Raw genomic sequence first — 20,286 nt, forward strand, 5'->3', positions numbered from 1 at the left:
GTCTCCTTTTTCTTGGCCCCGCCGATGTCCCGCAAGCGCACCCGCTCGCACCTCGAACGATCAGTTTAGCTCTTCTCGATCACCGCACCGATCGCGGCGATCCGCTCGACGTCGGCATAGGCGGGCTTGTCGAGCTCCTCGCCGAAAATATCCGGATCGATCTCGCGGTAGCGCAGCGCGCAGCCGAGCGCGGGAAGCTCGCGCGCGAGCGCCTCGCGCAGCGCATCTCGTCCATCGACGATCGCGACGCCGGTGTAGAGCAGCACTCTTCCCTGCGGCGCGAGGCGGCGCGCGGCGGCGAGCGTCCAGTCGAGCGAAAGGCGCGCGCCGTGCATGTCGCCGCCGTCGCGATAGGTGCGCGCGTCGGGATCCATGATGTAGGGGGGATTGGCGATCGCGAGGTCGACCAGGCCGGAAACGGCGTCGATGCCGTCGCCCTCGACCAGCTCGACCTCGATGCCGGCGTGCCGCGCGTTGATCGACGCGAGCCGCAGCGCCTGAGGATTGACGTCCGCCAGGGTCAGCCGGGCGCCGGGCAGGTACGGCGCCGCCATCAGCGCGCCGACGCCCGCGCCGGCGCCGATGTCGACCAGCCGGCGCACCCCAGACTCAATCCCGGTTTGATTGAACCGGGATTGAGTCTGCTTCTCTTTGTTTGCCGTGATTTCCGAGTCGTCAGGTGATTCCACCTGACTTGAAATCACTCTAGCCCGGCGCGGCAGCTCGCTTTGGAGGAAGGCGACGAAGCGGTAGCTGTCCGGGCCGAGGAAGACCGCATCCTCCTGCTCGGTCGGGAAGCAGGAATGGAGGAACAGGCGATCCTCGATCCGCGCGACCCGCACCCCGCTTCGCATCCGCTCGCCCTCGCGCTGGAGCATGCCACCGCGGTCCAGCAGGTCGAGCATGCCGCCCGGGAGCAGAGCCGGCGCGAACGGCAGGCTCCAGCCGAACACGTCGCGCAGGTCGCGCGCCTCGTGCCGGTCGGGACGCGAGATCACGCGGCGGTGCGTCTCCGGCGTCGGCGGGACGAAATTATAGTCCTGGCGGTGGAGGGTCTCGAGCAACGCCAGCAGCGCCGCATCCTGATCGTTCATGCCCCGATCGTTCATGCCCCGATCGTTCATGCCAGGCGCGCCAGCAGGTCGGCCGCGAAAACGGACAAGGTGTCGTCGCGCGCGCCCATCACGACGATGCGGTCGCCGTCGCGGGCGAGCGCGAGCAGCCGCTCGCCCGCGGCGGCGCGCTCGGCGACATGCTCGGCGTTGCGCCCGGCGGCGCGCACGCCCTCGACGATATGCTCGCTGCCGACGGTCCGCTCGACGGTGCCACCGAAATAAGCGGGATCGGGAAGGATCAGCACGTCCTCGGGCCCGAGCTTGTCGGCGAAGCAGGCGATCAATTGCTCGCCCATCACGCGCAGCGGGCCGTAGCCGTGCGGCTGGAAGAAGATCAGCAGCCGGCCGGGGAAAGCGTGCAAGGTGTCGAGGGTCGCGGCGATCTTGTCGGGGTTGTGCCCGAAATCGTCGATCACGGTGATTCCGGCGCGCGTTCCGACGACATCGAAGCGCCGGCGGAGGCCCTTGAAATCGGCCAGCGCGCGCGCCGCCTCGGCCAGGTCGACCCCGCAGGCGTCGGCGGCGGCGAGCGCGGCGAGCGCGTTGGCGGCATTGTGGCGGCCGGGGACGCCGAGCCGGACCGGCACGGTCCGGCCGCTCGCGCGGTGCGTCACGTCGAATGTGATCGCGAGCGGCTCCTCGACGACATTGCTGCCGTGGAAGTCGGCGGAAGGGTCGGCAAAGCCGAAGCCGACCAGCCGCTCGGGCAGCACTCGGGCGGCGAGCAGCCGCGTCTCCTCGTCGTCGAGGTTGAGGATCGCGGTTCCGGCCTTGGCGAGGAAGTCGCCGAACAGCCCGCGCAATTCGTCCATGCTCTTGTGGTCGAGGGTGATGTTGTTGAGGATCGCGATGTCCGGCTCGTAGAGTGCGATCGAGCCGTCGCTCTCGTCGACCTCGCTGACGAACGCGTCGCCATTGCCCACCAATGCGCTCGCGAACGGCATGTCGGGGGTCGCGAAATTCTTCATCACCGCGCCGTTCATCACCACCGGGTCGCGGCCGGCGCGGTCGAGGATCCAGCCGATCATGCCGGTCGTGGTCGATTTGCCGCTCGTGCCCGCGACCGCGACGCCGAGCGGCGCCGCGTTGAACAGGCGCGCGAGCAATTGCGGCCGGGTGATGCGCTCGGCGCCGAGGCGGAGCGCCGCCTGGACGTCCGGCACATTCTCCTCGACCGCGGCCGAGGTGACGAGCAGCTGGCCGGCGCTGGTCAGGCCGCTGCCGTCCTGCGGGAAGAGGGCGATTCCGCGCGCCTCGAGAAAGGCGAATTTTTCGGCGATCCGGCCCTGGTCGAGCGAGCGGTCCGATCCGGCCACCTCGGCGCCTTGCGCGCGGACGATGCAGGCGAGCGGCAACATGCCGCTGCCGCCGATCCCGCAGAAGAAATAGGATTTGGCGTGAGTCATGGGCCAGCCCTATTGAGATGCGGCCGCTATTTCAAACGGGGCAGTTTCGAACAATTTTTCGGGGAGGCGCAATGCGGATCGGAGTGGTGGCGCCGAGCACGCCGATCAGGAGCGACGTGGCCGAGGCTGTGACCGCGCTTGCCGCGGCGCATGCGCCCGACGTCGAGATCGTCTTCCATCCGCAATGCTTCCTCGTCCACAATCATTTCGCAGGCAGCGATGCGGCGCGCGCCGAGGCGTTCGTCGCGGTCGCCAACGACCCGGCCTTTGACGCCTTGTGGTTCGCGCGCGGCGGCTACGGATCGTGCCGGATCGCCGAGGAGGCGATCGAACGGCTCGCTCCTGCCGCGCGCGCCAAGACCTATCTCGGCTACAGCGACGCCGGCTACATGCTCGCCGGCCTCTACGCCGCGGGCTTTGAGCAAGTCGCGCACGGGCCGATGCCGCAGGACGTGCGGCGCGAAGGCGGCGAGGCGGCGGTGCGCCGCGCGCTCGACTGGCTCAGCCGCCGCGACATTGGTTCGCTCGAGCCGGCTCTGGCTCTTGGGAGCGGTGGCGCAGGCGGCACCAGGGCCGTGGCGTTCAACATCACCGTGCTTAGCCAGCTGCTCGGCACGTCGCTCCAGCCCGCGCTCGACGGCCACATGCTACTGCTCGAGGAAGTCTCGGAATATATGTACCGGACCGACCGGGCGATGTTCCACATCACCAGCAATCCCGGCATCCGCGCGGTCGCCGGAATCAGGCTCGGCCGCTGCAGCCTGGTCCCGCCCAACGATCCCGATTTCGGCGAGAGCGAGGAGGAGGTGGTGCGCCACTGGTGCGAGCGCGCGGGCATCGCCTATCTCGGCCGCGCCGATATCGGCCATGATGCCGACAACAAGGTCGTGCCGTTCGGCTAAAAAAGGCCCGCCTGACCCGTGAGTCAGTGCCGTTTGGGCCACATCGGCCGTCGGCCTGCGACGACCCGAGAGGCTCGCGGCGCTTGAGCCATTGCAAAGCGCGCGCGTTTGCGCTCTACAAAGCAGGAAATTCACAGAGGAGGGCGCGACATGTTGGGATCGAAAAAAGGGGGCGGCTCAGGCCGTGCGGACGGACTGCAAAAGCCGTTGAAGCCTTCGGCGGAGCTCGCCGCAGTAACGGGGTCGGGCGACATCGCGCGTAGCGAAGTCGTCAGCAAGATGTGGGCCTATATCAAAAAGAACAATCTCCAGAATCCTCAAAACAAACGGGAAATTCTGGCGGACGACAAGCTGGAGAAGATCTTCGGCACCAAGAAGGTGACGATGTTCGAGATGAACAAGCACCTTTCGCGTCATCTGAGCTAATCGGCTTCGAGCCCGCCTGGACCGTCTCATAGGGGCGGCGCCAGGCAAGAAACGGCGACTCGCGGATCCCGCTTCGGCGGGAGTCGGAGTCGCCGTTGCTTTTTCGGGCGCCCTTGCGCTGGCTTCCGATCCCCCGGCGCGCACCCGCGGGAAGGGCGAAAGCGCCTTACCGGCAACCCCGCCACCCCATCGCGCCGCGTCTCGCCTGGTCGAGGTGGAGATGATCGGCGTGCGCCTGGTTGTAGTCGGGCGACAGCACGGTCGCGTACAGGCGGCAGGCGCCGTCGCGAACGTCGCGCAGGAATGCCGCTTCGGGGCCGTCGCCGCGCCAATCGCGGGCGATCGTGATGCGGCCGCCGCCGGCGAGGCGGAAGCCGGCGATGTCGACCGCATTGGCGGCGGCATGCTCGCTCATCGCCCCCTCCGCGCGGCCGTAGAGGCGGCGGCAGCTGTAGCTTCCGAAATGGTCGATGCTCGCCACCTCCTCGCCGAAATGGGCAAGGGCGGCGGGCTGGACGACATGCCATTCCCACAAGGCGAGCGCCGCGGCGACCGGGCAGCTCGTGCCAAGCCCCTCCGGCCGATAGTCGATGGCGAGCGCGCCGCCCCGGCGCAGGCGCACCCCGTCCTCATAGCCGCATTGTCCGCCGGCACCGCGCGACCCTCGTGGCGGCAGCGCGGTATATTCGACCCCGGCGCGGTCCAGCAGCGCGCGGCAGCGCGGCCCCTCGCCGCCAAGCCCGGCAAGCTTGCGGCCGGTGAACAGGCCGACCGGCTGCGACAGGTCGAGCGCGGTCCACGGCAGGTCTTCCGGGTGGCTTCGGGCATAGCCGTAGAGCAGCAGCGCCGCGAACGTGGCGACACCGAGGACCAGCAACGTTCTGACAAAGCGGAGCAGTCGCATGCTCCGTCCGACGCGAGCCGCCCGGACTCGTTCCCGTTCGAACCTAATTGCTTTGTTTGCGCGCTTGGGAATGGTCAGGTGTTTCCACCGGCCTGGAATTCGCTCTAGGGGTTGCACTTGCAGGCCGCGGGAGCGGATCGTGCAGCAGGAGCCGTGATGAGTGCCATTCGCCTGACCAGGCGCCGCGTCGAGAAAGTGTGGGGTCGCCGCGACCTGCTGCCGGCGTTCGGCGACGTGCGCGAAGGCGCGCCAGCGGTCGGCGAGATCTGGTTCGAGGATCCACGCGGCGGCGATGCCGCATTGCTCGTCAAATATCTGTTCACATCGGAACGGCTTTCGATCCAGGTCCACCCCGACGAGCAAGCGGCGCGCGCGCGCGGCGAGAAAGGCGGCAAGGACGAGGCGTGGCTGGTGCTCGACGCCGAGCCGGGCGCGACGATCGGCATCGGCGTGCGCGCGCCGCTCGCCAAGCCGGCGCTGCGCGACGCGGCCTGCGACGGCACGCTCGAGCAGCTGATCGACTGGCGGCCCGCCCAGGCCGGCGATCATTATTATTCGCCGGCGGGCACGATCCACGCGCTCGGGGCCGGGCTCAAGCTGATCGAGGTCCAGCAGAATGTCGACCTCACCTACCGGCTGTTCGATTATGGCCGGCCGCGCGCGCTGCACCTCGACGATGCCGTCGCGGTCGCCGATCCGGCGCCGTACCGCGAGCCCACCCGATCCTATAAGCTTGCGGCGGACCGCGAGATCCTCACCGAGGGCGGCAAGTTCGTGCTCGAGCGCTGGACCGGCGATGCTTCGGGGCGGCTGCTGGCCGCGCCTGCGCTACCCTTGTGGCTGATCCCGTTGAGCGGCGACGGCAGGCTCGGCGACGCGACCCTCGAGGCGGGCGACGTCTGGCTGGTCGAAGGCGAGACATCATTGGCGCTCGGCGGCGAGGCAAAGTTGCTGGTCGCCTATCCCGGCGGCTTGCGGGAAGATTTGCTGCGCTGATCCCGGGCCGGGTGCGCAGCCGGTACCCACCTTTAAGCTTCAGCCCCGCTTGACGTGCTCGAGCAGCTCGGCGGTGACCGGGTAGCCGATGTCGTCGGGGATGCAGACCCACTGACGGCCTTCGCGCTCCTCGACCCACGGCTCGACCTTGTGGATGCCGCGGCGGAGCGCGTCGGCGCGCGCCTCCTCGATCGAGCCGAATTGGGCGAGCCGCTCGAGGTTGCGGCGGGTCGGGAAGATGATCCGGCCGCGGCCGGCGTCGCATTCGGCGATCAGCTCGGCGGCGCTCGCCCAATGGGCGCCGACCGCTTCCTTGCCGTCGGCTTGCGGAGGCGGGGCGTTGGCCGGCGCTTCGGCGAGATAGAAGAAGGTGTCGAAGCGGCGCGGCTCGCGCATCTTGGGGCACCAGCGCGCGAACGGGGTCAACGCATCGAGCGCGAGGCCGAGCCCGAGATGGTCGAGCAATGCGCCGAACGGCTCCTCGGCGGCGAGGCCGGCGCGCAAGGTGGCGACGATGCTCGCTTCGGGCGGCTCGACGAAGCCGACGCCGATCCCGGTCTCCTCGACCGTCTCGCGGATCGCGGCGATGCGTCCCGCGGCATCCTCGATGCCGTCGCCGATGCGCTCGGCGAGCGCGCGATCGCCGGCGTCGATCCGGCCGCCCGGAAAGACCAAGGCGCTCGCCGCGAACGCCATATGAGCGGCGCGCTCCATCATCAGCAGCTCGGGAGCGCCCGGGCCGCGCCTTGTGACGATCAAGGTCGCGGCGGGAACCGCTTCGGGGATTGCCGCTTCCGCTTCACCCATGTCCGAGCGCCCGCCGTCGGTCATTCGAACTCCAGGATCACCGCATCGACCGCGAGACTGTCGCCGGGCTTCGCCGCGACGCTCGCGACCGTGCCCGCTTTCTCGGCGCGAAGGATATTCTCCATCTTCATCGCCTCGACCACCGCCAACGGCTGCCCGGCTTCGACCTTCTCGCCCTCGGCGACGTGAAGCATGGTGAGCAGGCCCGGCATCGGGCAGAGCAGATATTTGGAAAGATCGGGCGGTGTCTTGGCGATCATGTGGCGCGAGTGCGCCGCGCTGCGCGGCGTCAGCACGCGCACCTTGTGGCGCGCGCCGCGGGTGGTGAACAGCCAGCTCGACCCGCGCCGCTCGACCTTCACGGTCAGCGGCTCGTCGTCGATGATCGCCTCGAGCAAGGTCTGGCCCGGGGTGTAGCGGGCGTCGAACGTCAGCGCGTCGGACCCGACCAGGACGGTGTCGCCCTCGACCCGCACCTCGAACTCGTCGCCGTCGATCTGCGCGATCCACAGCACGGGGGTCTTGAGCGGGGTTCCGAGCTGGCCGTCGATATGGCGCGCGCGCTCCGCCTCGGCGCTTGCGACCAGCCCGCCGAGCGCGGCGAGGTTGCGCTTGAGCCGCTCATCGGCCGGTGCGCCGGTGAAGCCTTCGGGAAATTCCTCGGCGATGAAGCCGGTGGTGAGCGCGCCGGCGCGGAAGCGCGGATGCTGCATCAGCGCGGAGAGGAAATCGAGATTGTGGCCGATGCCGTCGATCACGAACGAATCGAGCGCGGCGATCTGGAGGTCGATCGCCTGCTCGCGGTCGCCGCCGTAGGTGATCAGCTTGGCGATCATCGGATCGTAGAACATCGAGACCTCGCCGCCCTCGGCGACGCCGTCGTCGACTCTTACCCCTTCCTTGCCGAGCGGCGGCCGGTAGCGGACCAGCCGGCCGGTCGAGGGCAGGAAGCCGCGGTAGGGATCCTCGGCATAGACGCGGTTCTCGACCGCCCAGCCGTTGAGCGTCACGTCCTCCTGCGCGAGCGTGAGCTTCTCGCCGGCGGCGACCCGGATCATCTGCTCGACGAGATCGAGGCCGGTGACCAGCTCGGTCACCGGATGCTCGACCTGCAGCCGCGTGTTCATCTCGAGGAAGTAGAAGCTGCGGTCGGCGCCGGCGATGAACTCGACCGTCCCCGCCGAAAAATAGCCGACCGCCTGCGCCAGCGCCACCGCCTGCTCGCCCATCTGCTTCCGCATCTCGGGCGTGACGAACGGCGAGGGGGCCTCCTCGACCACCTTCTGGTGGCGGCGCTGGACCGAGCATTCGCGCTCGCCGAGATAGAGGATGGTGCCGTGCTGGTCGCCGAGCAGCTGGATCTCGATGTGGCGCGGGCTCTCGACGAACTTCTCGATGAAGACGCGGTCGTCGCCGAAGCTGGCGAGCCCCTCGCGCTTCACGCTCTCGAACGTCTCGCGCACGTCCAGCTCGCTATAGGCGAGCCGCATGCCCTTGCCGCCGCCGCCAGCGGAGGCCTTCATCATCACCGGATAGGTGATCGAATTGGCGATCTCGACCGCGTGGTCGGTGTCCCTGATCTCGCCGATGAAGCCGGGAACGACGCTGACGCCGGCCGCGAGCGCGAGCTTCTTGGACTCGATCTTGTCGCCCATCGCCGCGATCGCCGCGGGCGGCGGGCCGATGAAGACGATGCCCTCCTCGGCGAGCCGGCGCGCGAAGCTCTCGCGCTCGGAGAGGAAGCCGTAGCCGGGATGGACCGCCTCGGCGCCGGTCTCCTTGCACGCGAGCACGATCAGATCGGCGTTGAGATAGCTTTCCGACGCCGGCGGCGGGCCGAGGCGAACCGCTTCGTCGGCGAGGCGCACGTGCGGCGCGCGCGCGTCGGCATCCGAATAGACCGCGACGGTCGCGATGCCCATTTTGCGCGCGGTGCGGATGACGCGGCAGGCGATTTCGCCGCGGTTGGCGATCAGGATCTTCTTGAACATCTTCCCTGCCTATTCAGCAGCCACGCGTGCCGGTTCGGGCGCAGCCTTATTGTCTTCGATGTCGTCGTTCGTCAGCGGCGTCAGGCCGAGCTTGGCGAACAGAGCCGCGTCGGCGCCGGCGCCGGCATTGCCGGTGGTCAGCAGCTTGTCACCGGTGAAGATCGAATTGGCGCCGGCCAGGAAGCACAAGGCCTGGCAGGTCTCGCTCATGCTCTCGCGGCCGGCCGACAGCCGCACCATCGCGCGCGGCATGACGACCCGCGCGACCGCGACGGTGCGGACGAACTCGATATCGTCGATCCTCGCCTCGTCCTGCGCGAGCAAGGCATCGCCCATCCTGGTACCCTCGACCGGCACCAGGGCATTGATCGGAACGCTCTCGGGATGGGCGGGCAGGGTGGCGAGGGCGTGGAGGAAGCCGACCCGGTCGGCGCGGGTCTCGCCCATGCCGACGATGCCGCCGCAGCACACCGCCATGCCCGAGGCTCGGACGTTCGACAAAGTGTCGAGCCGGTCCTGGTAGGTGCGGGTCTGCACGACCTCGCCATAATATTCCGGGGCGCTGTCGAGATTGTGGTTGTAATAATCGAGCCCCGCTTCGGCGAGCCGCCCAGCCTGCTCGGCGGTGAGCATGCCCAACGTCATGCAAGTCTCGAGCCCCATCGCCTTGACGCCGGCGACCATCGTGCAGAGCGCGTCGATGTCGCGGTCCTTGGGGTTGCGCCACGCGGCCCCCATGCAGAAGCGGCCCGAGCCGCCCGCCTTGGCCTCGCCCGCGGCGGCGAGCACCGCATCGACGTCCATCAATTTCTCGGCCTTGAGGCCGGATTCGGCGAACGCCGACTGGCTGCAATAGCCGCAATCCTCGGGGCAGCCGCCGGTCTTGATCGACAGCAAAGTCGAAAGCTGGACGGCGTTGGGCGCGTGCCAGCGGCGGTGGACCTGCTGCGCCTCGAACAACAGGTCGTTGAACGGCAGCTCGAACAGCGCCGCGATCTCGGCGCGTGTCCAATCGGTGCGGGGGTCGGTCATCGGCATCGTGCCTTTTGCGAAATGCGAAGCGGGAGCGGCGGCCGGCTCATTCCGCGGCTTCCTCGAGCGGCGGCAGATTGTGGCCGAGCAGTTTGAGCACCTCGCCGGCGGCGTCGACGAGGTTGGTGCCGGGCCCGAAGATCGCCTGCACGCCGGCCTTGCGCAGCATGTCGTAATCCTGTGCCGGGATGACGCCGCCGACCACCACCTTGATGTCCGGCCGGCCCATCTCGCGGAGATGGCCGATCAGTTCGGGGACGAGGGTCTTGTGGCCCGCGGCGAGGCTCGAGGCGCCGACCACGTCGACGTCCCTCGCGATCGCCAGCCGCGCGCTTTCCTCCGGTGTCTGGAACAACGGCCCGGAGACCACCTCGAAGCCGAGATCGGAGAAGGCCGAAGCGACCAGATTGGCGCCGCGGTCATGCCCGTCCTGGCCCATCTTGGCGACCAGCAGGCGCGGGTTGCGGCCGAGGCGGGTGCGGACCGTGCCGACGCCCTGCTCGGCGCGCTCCCAGCGCGGATCGCCCTGGTAGGCGCCGCCGTAGATGCCGCTGACCGGCTCGGGGACCGTCTCGTAGCGGCCGAACACGTCCTCGAGCGCCTGGCTGATCTCGCCCAACGTCGCGCGCGCCCGCGCCGCCTCGACCGCCAGTGCGAGCAGATTGCCGTTGCCCTTTGCGCCTTCGCGCAATGCGTCGAGCGCGGCCTTCGCCCTGTCGGGATCGCGGGCCGCGCGCTGGCGCTCGATGCGCTCGATCTGGCCGGCGCGGACCCGGGCGTTGTCGACGTCGAGGATGTCGATGTGCAGCGGCTCCTGCGGCTGGTAGCGGTTGACGCCGACGACGACGTCCTCGACCCGGTCGACCCGCGCCGCGCGCGCCGCCGAGGCTTCCTCGATCAGCCTCTTGGGCATGCCCGAGGCGACCGCCTTGGTCATGCCGCCCATCTCCTCGACCTGTTCGATCAGCGCCCAGGCCTGGTCGGCGAGCTCTTTCGTCAGCGCCTCGACATAATAGCTTCCGCCGAGCGGGTCGGCGACGTGCGGGATGCCGGTTTCCTCGGCGATGACGAGCTGGGTGTTGCGCGCGATCCGCGCCGAGAAATCGGTCGGCAGCGCGATCGCCTCGTCGAAGCTGTTGGTGTGCAGCGACTGGGTGCCGCCGAGCACCGCCGCCATCGCCTCGATCGTCGTGCGGATCACATTGTTGTACGGATCCTGCTCGGTGAGGCTGACGCCCGACGTCTGGCAATGGGTGCGCAGCATCTTCGACTTGGGGTTCTTGGCGCCGAAATCCTCCATGATGCGATGCCACAGCAGGCGCCCGGCGCGCAGCTTGGCGATCTCCATGAAGAAGTTCATGCCGATGCCCCAGAAGAACGACAGGCGCGGCGCGAACGCGTCGACGTCGAGGCCGTGCGCCTGCGCGGCGCGGACATATTCCATGCCGTCGGCGAGCGTGAAGGCGAGCTCCTGCACCGCCGTCGCCCCGGCTTCCTGCATGTGGTAGCCGCTGATCGAGATCGGGTTGAAGCGCGGCATGTGCTTCGAGGCATGCTCGATGATGTCGGCGACGATCCGCATCGAGGGCGCCGGCGGGTAGATATAGGTGTTGCGGACCGCGAACTCCTTGAGGATGTCGTTCTGGATCGTCCCCGAGAGCTGCTCGGGCGCGACGCCCTGCTCCTCGGCGGCGACGATGTAGAAGGCCATCACCGGCAGCACCGCGCCGTTCATCGTCATGCTGACCGACATCTCGCCGAGCGGGATGCCGTCGAACAAGATCTTCATGTCCTCGAGCGTGTCGATCGCGACCCCGGCCTTGCCGACGTCGCCGACCACCCGCGGATGATCGCTGTCGTAGCCGCGGTGGGTGGCGAGATCGAATGCGACCGAGAGGCCTTTCTGGCCGGCGGCGAGGTTGCGCCGGTAGAAAGCGTTCGAGTCCTCGGCGGTCGAGAAGCCGGCATATTGGCGGATCGTCCACGGCCGGCCAGTGTACATCGAGGCATAGGGCCCGCGCGTGAACGGGCCGAAGCCGGGCAGGCCCGGGTCGATGCCTTCGACATCCTCCGCCGTGTAGAGCGGCTTGACGTCGATGCCTTCGGGGGTGCGCCAGGTCAGGTCCTTGCCCTTGACCTCCTTGGCGGCCGCGGCCTGCCAGTCCGAGACGGATTTCCTATCAATGCCCAACTTGCGGCGACTCCATCAGCTCGACCAACACGCCGCCCATATCCTTGGGATGGACGAAGATCACCATCGTTCCGTGCGCGCCGATGCGCGGCGCGCCGAGCACCTTGGCGCCCTTGGCTTCCATGTCGGCCGCGGCCTCGTGGATGTCCGGCACCTCGAAGCAGATATGATGCTGCCCGCCGGCGGGGTTCTTGGCAAGGAAGCCGTGGATCGGCGAATTCTCGCCGAGCGGCTCGACCAGCTCGATCTGGCTGTTGGGCGTGTCGACGAAGCAGACTCTTACGCCCTGCGCCGGCAGCTCGATCGGATCATGGATCTTGGTCGCGCCGAGCAGGTCGCGGTAGAGCGCGACGCTTTTCTCGATCGAGGGGGTGGCGACGCCGACATGGTTGAGGCGGCCGATGCTCATATCAGGCTCTCCAGCAGCTGATCATAGGAAATCCAGGCCATCAGCAAGGCGGCCGCGACATAGAGCATTGCAAGCGCGGCGAAAACCGACGGCCGCTCGCCGCGCATGACATAAGTGCGCCCGATCGGCAGCCGCGACTCGCGCAGGCCGCGCCGCAAGGTCCAGCCGATCCAGGGGATCACGCCAAGCGCGACCAGCCCGACGAGATGCTCCTCAGAGAGGGATGTTGTCATGCTTCTTCCACGGATTTTCGAGCTGCTTGTTGCGCAGCTTGCGAAGCCCGAGCGCGATCCGCCGGCGGGTCGAATGCGGCATAATCACCTCGTCGATGAAGCCCATGCTCGCCGCCACGAACGGATTGGCGAAGCGCTCCTCATATTCGCGGGTGCGTGCTGCGATCTTGTCGGCATCGCCGATGTCCTGGCGGAAGATGATCTCGACCGCGCCCTTGGCGCCCATCACCGCGATCTCGGCCGAGGGCCAGGCGTAGTTGAGATCGCCGCGCAGATGCTTGGAGGCCATAACGTCATAGGCGCCGCCATAGGCCTTGCGCGTGATCACGGTGATCTTGGGCACGGTCGCCTCGGCATAAGCGAACAGCAGTTTCGCGCCGTTCTTGATGATGCCGTTATGCTCCTGCGCGACGCCAGGCAGGAAGCCCGGGACGTCGACGAAGGTGATGATCGGGATCTCGAACGCGTCGCAGAAGCGCACGAATCGCGCCGCCTTCTTCGAGCTGGCGATGTCGAGCACCCCGGCCAGCACCATCGGCTGGTTGGCGACGATGCCGACGGTGCGGCCCTCGATGCGGCCGAAGCCGGTGATGATGTTGCCGGCATGGGTCGGCTGGACCTCGAAGAAATCGCCCTCGTCGACCGTCTTCTGGATCAGTTCGTGCATGTCGTAGGGCTTGGCCGCGCTGTCCGGGATCAAGGTGTCGAGGCTGTCCTCGATCCGGTCCCAGCGGTCGGCGGTCGGGCGGGTCGGAAGATCGTGGCGGTTCGACAGCGGCAGGAAATCGAAAAAGTCGCGGGTCGCGAGCAAAGCCTCGATATCGTTGTCGAACGCGACGTCGGCGACACCCGACTTGGTGGTGTGCGTCACCGCGCCGCCAAGCTCTTCCTGGGTCACTACCTCGTTGGTCACGGTCTTGACCACGTCCGGGCCAGTGACGAACATGTAGCTCGAATCCTTCACCATGAAGATGAAGTCGGTCATCGCGGGGCTGTAGACCGCGCCGCCCGCGCACGGGCCCATGATCAGGCTGATCTGCGGCACCACGCCCGAGGCGAGCACGTTGCGCTGGAACACCTCGGCATAGCCGCCGAGGCTCGCGACGCCCTCCTGGATGCGCGCGCCGCCGCTGTCGTTGAGGCCGATCACCGGCGCTCCGACCCGCATCGCCATGTCCATCACCTTGCAGATCTTCTGCGCGTGGCGCTGCGAGAGCGAGCCGCCGAACACGGTGAAATCCTGGGCGAAGACATAGACGAGGCGGCCGTTGATCGTGCCGGAGCCGGTGACGACGCCGTCGCCCGGGATCTTCTGCTGCTCCATCCCGAATTCGGCGCAGTCATGCTCGACGAACATGTCATATTCCTCGAAGCTGCCCTCATCGAGCAGCACTTCGAGGCGCTCGCGCGCGGTCAGCCGGCCTTTGGCGTGCTGCGCGGCGATGCGCTTCTCGCCGCCGCCCATCTGGGCCTGCCGCCGCCGCGCTTCGAGCTCTTCCATTGTCGTGGCCATCGAGAATCAACTCTTGAGAAAAGGGGTGCGGCCCTCTTTTTCAGGAGTTTTCCGATTAGGCAAATCGACACGGGGCGGCCCGCGGTTCGAAGCCCGCGGGCGGCGGGCGATCTGTGGACCATGCGGCCAACGGCCGGCGCGATGGCACGCCGGCCGTTGCCGAGCCGTCAGTTGGGCGTGGTCGTGGTCTCGGTCGTGCCGCTCGAGGTGCCGCCGGTGCCCGACGAGCCGGAGGTCGAGGTGCCGCCCGAGCCGCTGGCGCTGCCGGTGGTCGCGGTCGAGCCGCCCTGCGCGCCGCCGCCGACCGAGCCGCCGGCCGCGACCTGCTGCTGGACGACCTGGGCGAGCTGCGGCGTCGCGGTCTTGGCGGTGCAGCTCGCATTGCCGCCGGTCGACAAGGACAATGCGCTCACCGACACGCCGCACACATTGGCGGCGACGTCGATCGGGATCTGCGCATTGACCGGAATGTTGGCGCGATCGATCTGCAGGCGGACCGAAAGATCGTTGAGCACATTCTCCAGATTGACGTTGACCAAAGCGGGGATGCCGCTGCCGCCGACGCCGCTGCTCGTGCCGCCGGTGGTGCCAGTGCCGCTCGTAGTGCCGCTGCCGCTCGTGGTGCCGGTGCCGCCACTGGTCGCGCCAGCGTTGGCGCCTACGCTTCCCGAACCGGCCGGAGTCGCGGCCTGGCTGCCGGCGCTTGCGACGCCGCCTTCATTCTGCTTGCACGCCGCGAGCGGCAGGCTTGCGGCGGCGGCGATGATCAAGATTGTCCTACGCATCACTTTCTCCCTCGTTGATCGCGGTCGGCCGGCGGCGCGCTTATTTCGGCGTCGTCGTCGTTTGGCTTTGGGTGCTGGTCGTCGTTCCGGCCGCGGCCGGAGCGGTGGTGCCAGTCGTCGTGCCGGTCGTTTGGGTCGAGCCGGTCGATTGGCCGGTGGTCGTGCCGGCGCCGCTGGTGCTGGTCGCGCCGGTGCCGGTCGCGCCGCTGTTGCCGGCGGTCGAGCCGCCCTGCGCGCCGCCGCCGACCGAGCCGCCGGCGGCAAGCTGCTGCTGGACGACCTGCGCGAGTTCGGGCGAGCTGGTGGTGGCGGTGCAATTGGCCTTGCCGCCGGTCGAGACCGACAGGATGTTGATCGAGACGCCGCAGATGTTGGCGGCGAGGGTGATCGGGATTTGCGCGTTGATCGGCACGTTCGCGCGGTCGAGGTTGAGCCGCACCGCGAGGTCGTTGAGGACGTTGCTGAGGTTGACGTTGACCAGCGACGGAACGCCGCCACTGACGCCGCTTGCAACCCCGCTCGCAAGGGCCTTGCCGCCGCTGGCGACGGCATCGCCGGCGCTCGACACGGCATCGCCCGCGGCATTGTCCGTCTTGCAGGCTGCGAGGGGAAGGGACGCTGCGGCGACGGCCAGCAGCAGGGGACGGATCGCGGACATCTTACTCTCCCGACATTATTGCGCCGGGGAAACGCCTTCGCCTCCGATTTGGTTCACGCCGAAACCGCGACGGGGCCCTGCGGTCGGAGGGCCCCGCGCGCCAGCGCACCAAGATCCGCGTCACATCCTCAGAAAAAGGGATGGGCCTATGAATATCGACGAACCGGCGGCAGGGTGCGGCTGGTCTCAAATTAACATCGCGCGGGACTCTGTCCGAGGAGGAATCATGAAGTGGATTTGGCGTACGGTGGCTGCACCTTCGCTCCTTTGGCTTCCCGTGTCGGCCGCCGCTCAACCCGCGCCGCCTCTGGTTGCACAGCAGACAATATTGACCGCCGAGGGTGCGCGGCGCGCGCTCGCGGCAGCCGAAAAGGAGGCGACGGGAAAGGGGCTGAAGCTCAGCATCGCCGTGGTCGATGCGTCAGGTCAGCTTATGGCCTTCCAACGCATGGACGATGCGCGGCTGATCACCGTCGACGTCTCGATCGGCAAGGCCCGGACGGCCGCCTATCTTCGCTCCCCCTCGAAGGTTCTCGAGGACATGGTCAACGGCGGCAGGACGGCGTTGGTCGCCATTGAAGGGATCACGCCTGTGCAGGGCGCGGTGCCGATCATCGTCGACGGGCTTGTCGTCGGAGCGATCGGCACCAGCGGCGCATCGCCGGCCGAGGATGAATCGGTGGCCAAAGCGGGGGCGGCAGCTCTCTCCAAAACGTCGTGAAAAGCGGGCTTCGGCGCATGCGCCAAAACGGCTCACGGCTTGGTGCGGTGTGGAACTCGGCCTATCTGCTGCTGACGATCACGGCGCTGTCCTGGGCGGGAAATATCATCGTCGGGCGGGCCGCACGTGAGTTCGTGCCGCCGATGGCACTCTCCTTCTGGCGCTGGCTGGTGGCGCTTCTCTTGCTGCTGCCGTTCGCGTGGCCCTACATCAAAAAAGATTGGCCGGTGCTTCGTCGGCGATGGCCTATTCTCCTGATGTTTGGGAGCCTCGGCGCCGGCACCTTCAGCGCTTTGCTCTATTACGGTCTTCAATATACCACCGCGCTCAACGTGAGCGTCCTGAACGCAGCGCAGGCGGCGATGATGCTCGTCATGGGGATGCTGATCTTCCGGGATTCGGCCTCGCGATCCCAGATCGTCGGCGTGGTGCTTTCGCTTGTCGGAGTCCTGGCGATCGTCTCCAAAGGCGACCCCGCGGTGCTTCTCGCCCTGCGGCTCAACATCGGCGACGCACTCATCTTGCTGGCCGGCCTGCTGTGGGCCGTCTACGCCGTTTTCCTGCGCAAGCGGCCCGATGTTCATCCTCTGAGCTTTTTCGCCGCCATACTCGTGGTGGGCCTGATGGTCGTCGCTCCCTTATACCTGCACGAGCTCAGCCGCGGACGCAGGATCGTGCAGGCGCCCGAAAGCTGGCTGTTCCTCGCCTTTGTCGCTGTATTTCCCTCGCTCATCGCCCAGATGTTCTTCAATCGCGGCGTGGAACTGATCGGCGCGGCCCGCGCGGGTCAGTTTCTCAACATCAGCCCCGCGTTGGGCGCGCTCTTCGCGATCTTGCTGCTGGGGGAACGGTTCGGGCTTTATCATGTCATTGGCATGACCTTGATCGGTGCGGGCATTCTCCTCGGCGAGCGGCGTCCGCCATTGCAGCGTGCGCACCAGCGACATCTTCGCCAGGATGACGTTTGAGGAAAGGACGGGACGTGGAACCGGCCACTTAGAAGAAGGCGACATCGTGTCACATCCCTCAAGCATCGAATGGTGCAGTTAAAATCCGATTCACCGGCCTCAATGTTCTGAATTACTATGTTTCTGACTGATCAATTAGTCAAAAAGGATCGTAGGGCGTAGAATTATTCGGATATATTGTATTTCCTGACTTGCCCTCGCACGTTTTTCGAGTCACGCCGTCTTGTCTACAGGAGAAGATCGAGATGGCTGAAGTGGCTTCGGAAGCATTGCTGACACTCACCGCGGACATCGTCGCGGCACATGTGTCGAATAACCCGGTCGCGGTGGGGGACCTCCCCCGGCTGATCGGCGAAGTCCACGCCGCGCTCGATGGCTTGGGCGCAAAAGCAGCGCCTGTGCAACCGCAGCAGCCGGCCGTCTCGCCGCGATCGTCGGTGAAGCCCGACTTCATCGTCTGCCTGGAAGATGGCAAGAAACTTTTGATGCTGAAGCGGCACCTCAAGACCGACCATCAGATGACCCCTTCCCAATATCGGACAAAGTGGAAGCTCGGATCCGACTATCCGATGGTCGCTCCCAATTATTCCGAGAAGCGGCGAACCCTCGCGCACCAGATCGGTCTTGGCCGCCGAAACACTGCCAACGCGGCGCCGGCCAAAGCGAACAAGAATGGTGCGACGACGGCTGACACGCAGCGCTCGCGCAAGCCTAGATCGGCGCGCGCGCGACCCAAACAGTAGCTGTTCGGAAGCCGGCGGAACTTCGCGAGTTCTGCGCTCGCCTGCGTTCGATCGGTCGAGGATGAAAGAGCATTTCGTGCGCCAGCGGCGCGCGTTATTCCCGCCTGTCGTTCCGCGACGCAGCTTGGCTTTCTGTCCAGCGATTTTCGAGAAGCGAGGTGGTGGAGCCGAGGGGAATCGAACCCCTGACCTCTGCAGTGCGATTGCAGCGCTCTCCCATCTGAGCTACGGCCCCGCGCCTCGTCGGCGAAGGCGCCCCCATTAGCGGCGGCTGCCCCGCCATGCAATGCGGCAATTGCCTGATCGCCGCTCCATTTGGGGTCGCACCCACGCCTCGCCACGGCTCACCCTCTCGCTGCAACGGACCGGCCCGCGGCCCGGAACGCAGCCTCTATGTGCCTCGTTTTTAACATGGATTACGGGCGGGCGTTGGCCAGTTCGGGCGCCAGTCCGGTCACTTAGCGTGACATCATCGAACAATGGAGGATCAGATGGGCTATCAACGCGGCGACAATCGATATGGTGCGGAGCGCGGACGCGAGCAGGGCCGTGGCCGCTCTTACGGTGACCATGGCCGCGATCACGGTGATCGCTGGTCGCGCGACGACGACGACCGCGGCTTTTTCGAGCGCGCGAGCGACGAGGTCCGCTCGTGGTTCCACGATGACGACGACCACGGTCGGCGCGCCGAGCGCGAGCGCGGCTGGGGCGCGGAGCATCGCGACCGTGGCCAGGATCGTTGGCGCGACACCGGCGGCGGCGATTGGCGCGGTGAGGGCAGAAGCGGGGCTGGTTCGCGCGGCTACGGCTATCGCGGCTCATCCGACGCGCAGGACAGCTGGGGCGGATCCGGCTTCGGCGGCGATTACGATCGCGGCCGGCGCTTCGGCCGCGACGCGGGCAGCACCGGCCAGGGAGCGCATTCGTCGGCGGTCGGCGGCGCCTATGGCAGCAGCTACGGCGGCTCGGGGCGCTCGGCGCAAAGCTATAGCGGCGGCGGTGCTGGAGGCGTCCACGATCCGCATTATTCGGAGTGGCGCAATCGCCAGATCGAGGCGCTCGACCGCGACTATGAAGACTATCGCCGCGAGAACCAGTCGCGCTTCGAACAGGAGTTCGGCGGCTGGCGCGAGAAACGGCAGGGCCAGCGCCAGGCGCTTGGCCGAGCCAGCGAAGGCATGGAAGTGGTCGGTTCGGACGGTCAGCACGTGGGCACCGTCGACAAGGTGCGCGGCGACCGGATCATCCTCACCAAGAGCGATCCCAACGCCGGCGGCCACCACCATTCGATCCCGTGCGGCTGGGTGGACAAGGTCGACGACAAGGTGACGATCAACAAGACGCTCGAGGAAGCGACCCGCCAATGGCGCGACGAGGAGACCAGCCGCGCCTTGTTCGAACGCGACGACCAGGGCAGCGACGGACCGCACGCGCTCGATCGCGCCTTCAAGGGCACCTACTGATCACCGCCGCCCTAGGGCGGTGACATTGGCCCGGCCGCGCGAGCGGCCGGGCCTTTCTTTATCACGCGGCGCTAGAGCGGAATGCGCAATATCTGGATCACGCATCCCGCTCTATTCGTTTGTTGCCGCATCGTTTTCTGCGCAAAACCGGTTCCCACTTTTGCGCACGATGCTCTAATTGCTATCGGGCGACGAGCGTCTCGAGCCTTTGTCCCACCCGCTTCAAATCCTCGACGAAGCGCGCATATTCGTCGGCCTTGCGCTCGGGCTCCGGAATGCGCAGCAGAAAGCTCGGGTGGACGGTCACCCAGCATTCGCCGCCGTCGTACAGCTGGTGCGGCTTGCCGCGCGTGCCCGAGATGGTGACGATTTTGCCGAACAGCGAGCGTGCCGCGGTCGCCCCGAGGGCAACCGTCAGCGGCGGGCGGATCAGGATGCGCTCCTGCTCGATCCACCAGCGGCAGGCCTCGATCTCCGGCCCGTCGGGCTTCTGATGGATGCGGCGCTTGCCGCGCCGCTCGAACTTGAAATGCTTGACCGCATTGGTGACGTAGGTGCGGGCGCGGTCGATGCCGGCTTCGGCGAGCGCGCGATCGAGGATCTGCCCGGCGGGGCCCACGAACGGTCGCCCGGCGAGATCCTCCTGGTCGCCGGGCTGCTCGCCGACGAACATCAGCGGCGCGTCGACCGGGCCCTCGCCGAACACGGTCTGCGTGCCGAGCTTGTAGAGATGGCAGCGCGTGCAGCCTTTGGCCTCGTCGCGCACCGCCTCCCATGCCGCGCGCGCGTTGTCGCCAATCCGTGCCGCCGACTTCCCGACCATCTCCGCCTCGCGTGCCTGCGCTCCTGCGATCAGCTCTCCGACCAACGCCGTCTCGGGCATGTTTTTCCAATATTTCTTCGGCATCTCCTTGGTCATTGCTTTGACCTTGACCCGCGCCGGATTGAAGATCGAGGCGTAATAGGTCTTCCACGTCTCCTCGATCGGATCGCCGTCGGGTGCGTCGGCGCGGGTCGCGCCTT

The 20,286-nt window shown here is 67.3% G+C and carries 20 protein-coding genes and 1 tRNA gene; 7 read left to right on the plus strand and 14 right to left on the minus strand.

What is annotated here, in order from left to right; genetic code table 11:
- Positions 1-65 precede the first annotated feature (65 nt).
- Positions 66-1,109 (minus strand): methyltransferase, encoded by a 1,044-nt coding sequence (locus V6M48_RS01910; RefSeq protein ID WP_332810832.1) that lies wholly within the window; start codon positions 1,107-1,109, stop codon positions 66-68.
- Between the two features lie 11 nt (positions 1,110-1,120).
- Positions 1,121-2,521: a Mur ligase family protein gene (locus V6M48_RS01915; protein ID WP_332810833.1), complete on the minus strand. Its 1,401-nt coding sequence runs from the start codon at positions 2,519-2,521 to the stop codon at positions 1,121-1,123.
- 71 nt (positions 2,522-2,592) lie between these two features.
- Between V6M48_RS01915 and V6M48_RS01920 the strand changes: the two genes are divergently transcribed.
- Positions 2,593-3,423: an LD-carboxypeptidase gene (locus V6M48_RS01920; RefSeq protein WP_332810834.1), complete on the plus strand. Its 831-nt coding sequence runs from the start codon at positions 2,593-2,595 to the stop codon at positions 3,421-3,423.
- Between the two features lie 150 nt (positions 3,424-3,573).
- On the plus strand, positions 3,574-3,849 hold the full coding sequence (locus V6M48_RS01925) for an SWIB/MDM2 domain-containing protein (RefSeq protein WP_332810835.1): 276 nt from the start codon (positions 3,574-3,576) through the stop codon (positions 3,847-3,849).
- A gap of 166 nt (positions 3,850-4,015) precedes the next feature.
- Here the strand turns inward: V6M48_RS01925 and V6M48_RS01930 are convergent, their stop codons facing one another.
- Entirely contained in the window at positions 4,016-4,753 is a 738-nt protein-coding gene (locus V6M48_RS01930; protein WP_332810836.1) for an extensin-like domain-containing protein, read from the minus strand.
- 156 nt (positions 4,754-4,909) lie between these two features.
- Between V6M48_RS01930 and V6M48_RS01935 the strand changes: the two genes are divergently transcribed.
- Positions 4,910-5,749 carry a class I mannose-6-phosphate isomerase gene (locus V6M48_RS01935; RefSeq protein WP_332810837.1) on the plus strand — a complete coding sequence of 280 codons (840 nt, stop codon included), beginning with the start codon at positions 4,910-4,912 and terminating at the stop codon, positions 5,747-5,749.
- 39 nt (positions 5,750-5,788) lie between these two features.
- Here the strand turns inward: V6M48_RS01935 and V6M48_RS01940 are convergent, their stop codons facing one another.
- The 9 genes from V6M48_RS01940 to V6M48_RS01980 all read right to left on the minus strand — a co-directional run bounded on the left by V6M48_RS01940 (position 5,789) and on the right by V6M48_RS01980 (position 15,368).
- Positions 5,789-6,580: an NUDIX domain-containing protein gene (locus V6M48_RS01940; RefSeq protein ID WP_332810838.1), complete on the minus strand. Its 792-nt coding sequence runs from the start codon at positions 6,578-6,580 to the stop codon at positions 5,789-5,791.
- The gene (locus tag V6M48_RS01945) at positions 6,577-8,547 is read right to left on the minus strand and encodes an acetyl/propionyl/methylcrotonyl-CoA carboxylase subunit alpha (RefSeq protein WP_332810839.1); all 1,971 of its coding nucleotides are present in this window, start codon (positions 8,545-8,547) and stop codon (positions 6,577-6,579) included. The genes V6M48_RS01940 and V6M48_RS01945 overlap by 4 nt, the downstream gene beginning before the upstream one ends.
- Positions 8,548-8,556: 9 nt before the next feature.
- Positions 8,557-9,585 carry a biotin synthase BioB gene (gene bioB / locus V6M48_RS01950; RefSeq protein WP_443019028.1) on the minus strand — a complete coding sequence of 343 codons (1,029 nt, stop codon included), beginning with the start codon at positions 9,583-9,585 and terminating at the stop codon, positions 8,557-8,559.
- Positions 9,586-9,625: 40 nt separating this feature from the next.
- Positions 9,626-11,770 (minus strand): methylmalonyl-CoA mutase, encoded by a 2,145-nt coding sequence (gene scpA, locus V6M48_RS01955; RefSeq protein WP_332810841.1) that lies wholly within the window; start codon positions 11,768-11,770, stop codon positions 9,626-9,628.
- Positions 11,760-12,179, minus strand: a complete 420-nt coding sequence (gene mce, locus V6M48_RS01960; RefSeq protein ID WP_332810842.1) for a methylmalonyl-CoA epimerase — start codon at positions 12,177-12,179, stop codon at positions 11,760-11,762. Before mce ends, scpA begins: the two co-directional genes overlap by 11 nt.
- Positions 12,176-12,412, minus strand: coding sequence for a hypothetical protein (locus tag V6M48_RS01965; protein ID WP_332810843.1), 237 nt, complete (start codon positions 12,410-12,412; stop codon positions 12,176-12,178). The genes mce and V6M48_RS01965 overlap by 4 nt, the downstream gene beginning before the upstream one ends.
- Complete coding sequence (locus tag V6M48_RS01970) at positions 12,393-13,925, minus strand: acyl-CoA carboxylase subunit beta (RefSeq protein ID WP_332810844.1); 1,533 nt, start codon at positions 13,923-13,925, stop codon at positions 12,393-12,395. Before V6M48_RS01970 ends, V6M48_RS01965 begins: the two co-directional genes overlap by 20 nt.
- 167 nt (positions 13,926-14,092) lie before the next feature.
- Positions 14,093-14,710 (minus strand): hypothetical protein, encoded by a 618-nt coding sequence (locus V6M48_RS01975; RefSeq protein WP_332810845.1) that lies wholly within the window; start codon positions 14,708-14,710, stop codon positions 14,093-14,095.
- Between the two features lie 40 nt (positions 14,711-14,750).
- Positions 14,751-15,368, minus strand: coding sequence for a hypothetical protein (locus V6M48_RS01980; protein WP_332810846.1), 618 nt, complete (start codon positions 15,366-15,368; stop codon positions 14,751-14,753).
- A 148-nt stretch (positions 15,369-15,516) separates the two neighbouring features.
- Here V6M48_RS01980 and V6M48_RS01985 point away from each other — a divergent pair, with 148 nt between their 5' ends.
- The 3 genes from V6M48_RS01985 (at position 15,517) to V6M48_RS01995 (ending at position 17,800) form a co-directional block, all read left to right on the plus strand.
- Positions 15,517-16,089, plus strand: coding sequence for a GlcG/HbpS family heme-binding protein (locus tag V6M48_RS01985; RefSeq protein WP_332810847.1), 573 nt, complete (start codon positions 15,517-15,519; stop codon positions 16,087-16,089).
- Between the two features lie 17 nt (positions 16,090-16,106).
- Positions 16,107-17,057: a DMT family transporter gene (locus tag V6M48_RS01990; protein WP_332810848.1), complete on the plus strand. Its 951-nt coding sequence runs from the start codon at positions 16,107-16,109 to the stop codon at positions 17,055-17,057.
- A 245-nt stretch (positions 17,058-17,302) separates the two neighbouring features.
- Positions 17,303-17,800, plus strand: coding sequence for a MucR family transcriptional regulator (locus tag V6M48_RS01995; protein ID WP_332810849.1), 498 nt, complete (start codon positions 17,303-17,305; stop codon positions 17,798-17,800).
- 159 nt (positions 17,801-17,959) lie between these two features.
- Here the strand turns inward: V6M48_RS01995 and V6M48_RS02000 are convergent.
- Positions 17,960-18,035 (minus strand) — tRNA-Ala (locus V6M48_RS02000).
- 256 nt (positions 18,036-18,291) lie between these two features.
- On the opposite strand from V6M48_RS02000, the gene V6M48_RS02005 reads away from it, so the two are divergent.
- A complete protein-coding gene (locus tag V6M48_RS02005) occupies positions 18,292-19,263 on the plus strand; it encodes a DUF2171 domain-containing protein (RefSeq protein WP_332810850.1) in 972 nt (323 codons plus the stop codon).
- A 181-nt stretch (positions 19,264-19,444) separates the two neighbouring features.
- Here V6M48_RS02005 and V6M48_RS02010 read toward each other — a convergent pair.
- On the minus strand, positions 19,445-20,286 hold an 842-nt coding region (locus tag V6M48_RS02010; RefSeq protein ID WP_332810851.1), incomplete at its 5' end, for a UdgX family uracil-DNA binding protein.

Source organism: Sphingomonas sp. (genome assembly GCF_036677245.1).
Taxonomy (GTDB): Bacteria; Pseudomonadota; Alphaproteobacteria; order Sphingomonadales; family Sphingomonadaceae; genus Allosphingosinicella.